The 6,685-nt window shown below is 66.6% G+C and carries 6 protein-coding genes; 4 read left to right on the top strand and 2 right to left on the bottom strand.

What is annotated here, in order from left to right:
- The 3 genes from A5697_RS09945 to A5697_RS09935 form a co-directional block, all read left to right on the top strand.
- Window positions 1-1,112 (top strand): sulfatase-like hydrolase/transferase (locus A5697_RS09945; protein ID WP_068010135.1); only part of this gene is annotated, 1,112 nt, incomplete at its 5' end.
- Window positions 1,112-2,347, top strand: coding sequence for an FAD-dependent oxidoreductase (locus A5697_RS09940; protein ID WP_067943740.1), 1,236 nt, complete (start codon window positions 1,112-1,114; stop codon window positions 2,345-2,347). The genes A5697_RS09945 and A5697_RS09940, both read left to right, overlap by 1 nt.
- A gap of 668 nt (window positions 2,348-3,015) precedes the next feature.
- Complete coding sequence (locus A5697_RS09935; RefSeq protein WP_068010134.1) at window positions 3,016-4,224, top strand: cytochrome P450; 1,209 nt, start codon at window positions 3,016-3,018, stop codon at window positions 4,222-4,224.
- 143 nt (window positions 4,225-4,367) lie between these two features.
- Here the strand turns inward: A5697_RS09935 and A5697_RS09930 are convergent, their stop codons facing one another.
- Together A5697_RS09930 and A5697_RS09925 are read right to left on the bottom strand one after the other, a co-directional pair.
- A complete protein-coding gene (locus A5697_RS09930; RefSeq protein WP_067943731.1) occupies window positions 4,368-5,195 on the bottom strand; it encodes a sugar phosphate isomerase/epimerase in 828 nt (275 codons plus the stop codon).
- A gap of 1 nt (window position 5,196) precedes the next feature.
- Window positions 5,197-5,814 (bottom strand): preprotein translocase subunit SecD, encoded by a 618-nt coding sequence (locus A5697_RS09925; RefSeq protein ID WP_068010133.1) that lies wholly within the window; start codon window positions 5,812-5,814, stop codon window positions 5,197-5,199.
- Window positions 5,815-5,984: 170 nt separating this feature from the next.
- Here A5697_RS09925 and A5697_RS09920 point away from each other — a divergent pair, with 170 nt between their 5' ends.
- Window positions 5,985-6,671 (top strand): TetR/AcrR family transcriptional regulator, encoded by a 687-nt coding sequence (locus A5697_RS09920; RefSeq protein WP_068010132.1) that lies wholly within the window; start codon window positions 5,985-5,987, stop codon window positions 6,669-6,671.
- The last annotated feature ends 14 nt before the right edge of the window (window positions 6,672-6,685 follow it).

Raw genomic sequence — 6,685 nt, 5'->3', positions numbered from 1 at the left:
ACGACTTCTACTCGTCGGACTTCTACACCGACAAGCTGTTGCAGTACCTGCGCGAACGGGCGCCCGGCGACGACCGGCCCTTCTTCGCGTATCTGCCCTTCCAGGCGCCGCACTGGCCGCTGCACGCGCCGGACGAATCGATCGCGAAATACCGTGGCCGCTACGACGCCGGTCCGGACGCGCTTCGCGAAGAGCGGCTCGCGGCCCTCAAGCGGCTGGGTCTGTGCCCGCCCGACGTCGAGGCGCATCCGGTCGTCGCCGACGGCGCCCCGGAGTGGGCCGACATGACCGACGAACAGCGCGCGGTGTCGGCCCGCAGCATGGAGGTCTACGCCGGGATGGTCGACCGGATGGACTGGAACATCGGCAGGGTGATCGAATACCTCTCGGACAGCGGCGAACTCGACAACACCGTCGTTATCTTCCTCTCCGACAACGGTGCCGAAGGTGCGATCGTCGAAGCGATGCCGCTGCACGGTGCGCGTATCGCCGCGCAGATCGAAAAGCATTGCGACAACAGCGTCGACAACCTCGGCCGGCCATCCTCGTTCATCTGGTACGGGCCGCGATGGGCGCAAGCGGCCACCGCGCCGTCACGGCTGCACAAGGCCTTCACCACCGAGGGCGGCATCCGGGTGGTCGGCTTCGTCACCTGGCCCGGCTTTGACCGGCAACGGGAGGTGGGGACCGCGTTCAGCACCGTCATGGACATCGCCCCGACGGTGCTGGAACTGGCGGGGGCCGCGCATCCCGGCACGACGTATCGCGGGCGTGAGGTGGCACCGATGCGCGGCCGCTCCATGGTGCCGTATCTGTCGGGCGGCGCGGAGGCCGTGCATGACGCCGACACGGGCACGGGGTGGGAGTTGTTCGGCCGCCGCGCCATTCGTCAGGGGAACTGGAAGGCGCTGCACCTGCCCGCACCATACGGCCCGGGCGGCTGGCAGCTCTACGACCTCGCTGCCGATCCGGGCGAGATCCACGACCTCGCCGAGTCGCACCCGGACAAGCTGGGCGAGCTGCTGACGTTGTGGGACCGCTACGTCGAGGACAACGGCGTCATCCTCGATCCGGTCTCGGTGTTCGACCTCGAGTTCGAGGCCGAGGCCTGATGGCTGAGACAACCTCGTGTGCGATCGTCGGTGGCGGCCCGGCCGGAATGGTCCTGGGGCTGCTACTGGCCCGGGCGGGTGTGCAGGTGACACTGATGGAGAAGCATGGTGACTTTCTGCGCGACTTCCGCGGCGACACGGTCCACCCGACCACCATGCGGTTGCTCGACGAACTGGGCCTGTGGGAACCGTTCGCGGCCTTGCCTTTTACCGAGGTCCGCACCGCGAAACTCGAATCCAACGGGCGGTCGGTGACCTACGTCGACTTCGAGCGGTTGCGCCAGCCCCACCCTTTCGTCGCGATGGTGCCGCAGTGGGACTTGCTCAACCTCCTCGCCGCCGCGGCACAGGAGGAGCCGAGCTTCTCGCTGCGGATGAACACGGAAGTCACCGGCTTGCTGTGGGAGGGCGGCCGGGTTGCCGGAGTGCGCTACCGCGGGCCCGAGGGCCCGGGTGAATTGCGCGCCGAGTTGACCGTTGCCTGCGACGGCCGCTGGTCGATCGTCCGGCATGAGGCCGGACTCAAGGCGCGCGAATACCCGGTGAGGTTTGACGTGTGGTGGTTCCGATTGCCGCACAAGGAAGACACCGAATACTCCTTCCTGCCCCGCCTCGGTCCGGGCAAGGGACTCGCCGTGATCCCGCGGGAGGGTTACTTCCAGATCGCCTACCTCGGGCCGAAGGGCACCGACGCCCAGCTGCGGGCGCGCGGCATCGAGGCGTTCCGGCGCGACGTCGAAGAGCTGCTACCGGACATGCCCGAGTCTGTCGCGGCGCTGCAATCCATGGACGACGTCAAACACCTTGACGTGCACGTGAATCGGCTGCGGCGCTGGCACACCGACGGGCTGCTGTGCATCGGGGATGCGGCGCACGCGATGTCGCCGCTGGGCGGGGTCGGCATCAACCTGGCGATCCAGGATGCCGTCGCGGCCGCAACGATACTGGCCGAACCGTTGCGACGACACCGGGTCAGTGGTCGCGAGCTCGCCGCGGTGCACCGCCGCCGCGTATTGCCCACGGTGGTGACCCAGCTGGTGCAGCAGGTGCTGCACCACATGTTGCTCGGGCCGCTGTTGCGCGGCGCCGACCCCACCCCGCCCGGGGCGCTGCTCGGCCTGATGAAACGATTGCCGTGGCTGTCGGCCGTGCCGGCCTACTTCGTCGGCGTCGGCGTGCGGCCCGAGCATGCGCCGGAATTCGCGCGCCGCGCCCCCGCTGACCACGACGGCTGAATCAGCGCTCCGGTATCGGCAAATCCCCTGGTCGCAGCGGGGGGCGGTTTGAATTCTCGCGCGTGGGGGTAGGCTTTCATGAGCAAATTGAGGTCATAATTCGGTCCGATCTCCGCGGTGCGGACGCCGCCTGTGGGTGAGGCACGGATCGAGAGGAGGCCAGCAATCGTGAATATCAAGAAGTTAGCAGGCAAAGCCACTGTCGCCGGCGCGCTGGGCGCGGCGGCACTTGGGCTCGGTACCGGTATGGCAAGTGCGCACCCGGGACCGTGGCCTCCGCCGGTTCCGCCGGGTCCGCACGTTGTCGACGATGGGCATTGGAATCCGCTGCCTCCTGGGCAGGTCAAGCAGCTATGTCCGTGGCAGGCGCCGCCCGGCCATTGGATCGGTGGGCCGCACGGGGTTCCGTGCACCTGACCCGGCCAACGCAGCAGCTCTCGAACCACTGGTTCGAGAGCTGCTTTCTTCGCTGAATTCCTCAGCTTTGAGTGCCTCCTAAGGCCTGCGTAGAACCAGGCGTCGCTCTTGGGTGTCCAGTATGGATTCAAGCCCATCTGGTGCGCCCGACGGAATTCTTGCGTTGGTTACTGCGGCGACTTGCCGGTTGCTGCGGATTTAGTCCGCGAGTCTGGGTTGATATACCCGGGCGACGTGCCATACTTTTTAGTATGGAAACCGCGGTGGACCCCTCGCTGCTGAGCCCGTTCTGGGAGACTGACCTTCAAACTCGCCTCAAGCACTTCGCTACGTTGCGTGCCCGCAGTGGGGGTGTTGAGTTCATTCCGCAGCAGGATGGGCGTGGCTTTTGGTCGGTGACGTCCTATGCCGGGGTGCGTACGGTGACCCGGGACCCCAAGAGGTTCACGAGCACCCTTGGTTTCTCGTTGGACGACATGCCTCCGGATCTGCTCGAGATCCTTGGCTCGATCATCGTGATGGACGATCCCCAGCATCAGCAGTATCGGCGTCTCGCACAGGTGGCGTTCTCACCCCGATCAATTCGCCGCATGACCGATTGCGTCGGCAGGCTGGCCGACGCCATCGTCGAAGAGATCCGGGAGCGTCGTACGTTTGACTTCGTCGACACTGTGGCGGCAAGCCTTCCGTTCCAAGTCATCGCGGACCTGCTGGGAATCCCGGTCGGCGACCGCACGCGCTTGCGTGAACTCATCGACCTGATCCTGGGCGTCAACGACGGCCACGTCAGCGACATCGCTACCAGTTTGCAGGCGGTCAGCGAGTTCTTCGAGTACACCATCGACCTTGGAAGGCAGCGACGCCGGCATCCTGGCGATGACATCACCTCCGCTTTGATGCAGGCCGAGGTCAACGGGAAACGGCTCACCGCAGCGGAATTCGGGTCTTTCGTGATCCTGCTCGCCGCGGCAGGAAACGACACCACTCGGACTGCACTGGCGTGGGCGATGCACCTGCTGAGCGAGCACGCCGACGAACGCGTCGCCCTGGCGGGCGATTTCGACGGACTTCACTCCAACGCCATCGAGGAGGTGCTCCGTTGGTCATCACCGGTGCTGCACATGCGGCGGACTGCAACGACGGACACAGTCCTCGGCGACGTTCAGATCGCTGCCGGAGACAAGGTCGTGGTGTGGTATCTGGCCGCCAATCACGATCCGAGCGTGTTCCCCGACCCGTCGCGCTTCGACATCCTGCGCTCCAACGCCCGCGATCATCAAGCTTTTGGAGCCGGTGGACCACATTTTTGCCTCGGAGCGGGGTTGGCGCGGATGGAGATACGCGTAGTGCTGGGCACACTGCTAGCTGCGTTCCCGACACTGCGTGCGACGGCTCCGCCCGATCCGCTGCGCTCGATGTTCGTCCACGGTGTCAAGGCACTGCCCTGCACCCTGGACTAACTCAGGGATCTGACCGCTGGACTGACACGGACATCGCCGACCTTGGCGAGCGGCGAATTCTGTTGCACCGCTTTGCGTGAAGGCGTTGAACACCGGCACCCCACCGGTCGCGCTGTAGCCACCATCATGGTCACGGCGCCGTGTCACGGCATCTCGGACAGCAACCGCCGCGCCGCTTCTACGCATGGTCGCAGCCGGTCGATCGGGCTGACCCCGGACAACGCCAACGACCGTCGCGGTACCTCGATCTCGATCACGATGTCGGACGGGAGCACCGAGAGGATGTCCCGCAGGGGCAGTTCACCCTCGCCGGGAACCATGCGCTCGAACATGGCTTCCTCCATGTAGTTTTCGATGCGCGGCCGCAGCGTGGTGTCGTTGAGTTGGGCGTAAGCCACTTGCGCCGGGTCGATCGCGGCGAGAGCGGCGGCGCCGGAACCGGAGCGCACCAGGTGCATGGTGTCGATCAGTAACCGGAAGTCGGGGCGTCCGACATGTCGCAAGGCGGCCAGCGCGGTCGGCAGGTCGCCGACGGTCAGGCCGGGCACCGGTTCGATGAGCGTCTGGATATTCCGTTGCGCGGCAATCTCGGTCAGGGCGGCGAACTGGTCGAAGCTGCGCGGTAAGTCCGGGTCCAGGCTGACCACATTGATCCGCGGGACGCCCAGTTTGGCCAGGACGTCGAGATCGGTGCAGAACGCGCTCGTGTCGGCGCCGGGCGCTACGAGGAAGCCGTCGCCGAGGGAGATCGTCACGCCGCGGTCGTGCATCGCGGCGAGCAGGGTTTTCCGCAGGCCGGCGTCATCCTTGAGCGAGAAGCGGGGATAGCCGAGTGGCAACAACGGCATCCCCTGCAGCGCGGCGGAGATGTAACGGCAGCCCAGATCTGCCGCCAGGTTGACCAATTCCACTGGCGGAAGGCCGAACACGCTGAGCATGCCAATGCCGAGCCGGTCGGCGCCCGTTGTCATCTCAGGATGGCCGGCCGGCTAGTTGCGCCAATTGCGCGGCGCCCTGGGTGGTCTGGGTTGTCAGCGCGATGCGCCCGGACGTGACCTGGTCTTCGATGATCGGCGCCTCCAGGACGAGATTGCCGCGGACGAACGCCACGTGGTCCTGCAGGTGCGCGGCGGTGTATGACGCCCACGCCGCCGCCGACGGTGGGTCCAGGATCAGGGTCACCTCGTAGAAGTCGGCCGTCAGCGCCTTCGGCGGGTCCACGTTCAACAACCCTAGCTGCATGGACTCCGGGCCCAAGGTGTACGCGGTGGTCTTGCCGATGTCGCACGCGGTGATCGCGTCCGTCGGGACCACCGGTCGATTCGGGTCGGTGGCGGGGCACTTCTGCGCGCTGGCCGGCTGCGATTTGGTCACCGGGCGCACGGGCAACGGTGCGATCTTCACGATCGGCGGGGGCGGCGGTATTGGCTTGGGCGTCGTGGTGGTGGTGGTGGTGCCCGCGCTCGACGTGGTGGGTGCGGCCTGGTGGCGCGCCGAGTGGCAGCCGCACAACAGGGTCGCCAGCAGGCCGACGCACGCCGCGCGGCGCCCGACCGCACCAAGATTCTCACCTACTCGACGCCCAATCATTCGATCATTCTTGCAGCCGAAAACCCGGTGCCGCGGTACGCGTGGTGAGTCGTTGCGGCGCAGGGGGGTTCGCGCACGGCCGACATGATGGCCCACCGGGGCGGCCGCAACCTGCGCCCCACCCCTTTCTGACACTACGAAAATAGAGTAAGGTTTGGATCCGAGACGTCATGGACAAACGCCGAAAGCCTAATCCCGGGGAGCGTCGCCGCGACTTATGCGATGTGGCGATCCAGTTGTTGGCCGACGACGGGGCCAAGGGGTTAAGCCACCTCAAGGTCGATCGCAAGGCCGGCGTGCCCGACGGCACCACGTCCTTTTATTTCCGCACCCGCTCGGCGCTGCTGCGCGCCGTGGCCGAGCGGATGGCCGAGCTCGACCTCGCCGACCTACGGTCCGTCGCCGACGACTCCGACGGCCGGGGCGACAACCCCTCGCCCTCGCGACTGTCCCAGGTGGTCATTCAATCCGGTAATGAGCCGCAGCTGTTCCGTACCAAGGCGCGCTACGAGCTGACCATGCAGGCCGCCCGCGACCCGGCGCTGGCCGCAATCCTGCAGCGGGCCACGGACGAATTCACCAAACTGCACCGCGAAATCCTGGTCCAGCTCATGCCGCACGGCGCGGACCTGGAGCCCGCCGTGGTCGAGGACCTCAGCAATGTGACGTTGACGTTCATCAACGGCCTGCTGGTCCGGTACGCGCACGGCGACCGGATCGTCGACAGTCCCGAGCAGCTGGACGGCATCTTGTCGGCCATCGCCGCCGGCATTCTGCGGAGCCCGCAGCAGGGCCGGCTGACCGACACGGCCGGCCGGCGCGCCACGGGCCGGGGCCGGGCGACGGCGCTCGGCTGAGCGGGCTGAACATG

This window comes from Mycobacterium sp. E3251 (assembly GCF_001666835.1).
GTDB lineage: Bacteria > Actinomycetota > Actinomycetes > Mycobacteriales > Mycobacteriaceae > Mycobacterium.
The sequence above is the reverse complement of the archived record's forward strand: the minus strand, read 5'-3'. Positions and strand labels throughout refer to the sequence as shown.

Excerpts from the sequence above, each read along its gene's own strand:
- A5697_RS09940 (WP_067943740.1), top strand. The coding sequence starts at position 1,112 with ATGGCTGAGACAACCTCGTGTGCGATCGTCGGTGGCGGCCCGGCCGGA.
- A5697_RS09935 (WP_068010134.1), top strand. The coding sequence starts at position 3,016 with ATGGAAACCGCGGTGGACCCCTCGCTGCTGAGCCCGTTCTGGGAGACT.
- A5697_RS09930 (WP_067943731.1), bottom strand. The coding sequence starts at position 5,195 with ATGACAACGGGCGCCGACCGGCTCGGCATTGGCATGCTCAGCGTGTTC.
- A5697_RS09925 (WP_068010133.1), bottom strand. The coding sequence starts at position 5,814 with ATGATTGGGCGTCGAGTAGGTGAGAATCTTGGTGCGGTCGGGCGCCGC.
- A5697_RS09920 (WP_068010132.1), top strand. The coding sequence starts at position 5,985 with ATGGACAAACGCCGAAAGCCTAATCCCGGGGAGCGTCGCCGCGACTTA.